Here is a 621-nt window from a genome sequence, read left to right as displayed (position 1 = left end):
GCCCTGCGTGATCACGGGCCGGAGTTGCTTGCGGTAGACCGCCTCTGTGGTCGCCTGGCTGCTGTGGCCGACCAAGAGCGCGATCCGCTCCAAGGGGATGCCGTGATCGGAGAGCAGGGATACGAAGCTGTGCCGGAGTTCCCGCGGCGTCCACTCCGGCCTCAGTCCAGCCTTCTTCACGATGGCCTTGAAATCGCGCCGGACGTTGGCCGCGTCGAGCGGCTCGCCGCTCCGAGTCGTGAAGACACGGCCGGTCGGGCTCCACTCCATCCCCCTCGATGCCCGTTCCTGCTTCTGCCATCGCCTGTGCTCTTCGAGCACTTCGACCACCTGCTTCGGCAGAGCGATGGTCCGGCGACTTTTCCTGGTCTTGGTCTCACCGCGCTTGCGCACCGAACGCCACACCGCGACGTGCGGCGGGATGCCGTGCGTGGTCTCCAGGAAGACGTGATCCCAGGTGAGTGGCCGCGCCTCTTCCGTGCGTACGCCGCTCAGGAGTGAGAGCACCAGGTAGGCGTACAGCCGCGACGGACGTGCGGCGATGAGCACAGCTTTTGCCTGCTCCAGATTCAGCGCCTTGCTCGGGCGACCGGGGCGACCTTCCGGCGCGGTGACGAGTAG

Annotated in this window: 1 protein-coding gene; it reads right to left on the bottom strand. The window is 66.8% G+C overall.

Annotated elements, in window-relative coordinates; genetic code table 11:
• Positions 1–621 (bottom strand): site-specific integrase (locus KUM32_RS42075; RefSeq protein ID WP_217146871.1); only part of this gene is annotated, 621 nt, incomplete at both ends.

The sequence above is a fragment of the Streptomyces sp. AC627_RSS907 genome (genome assembly GCF_019049165.1).
This window is presented reverse-complemented; position numbering and strand designations above follow the sequence as displayed.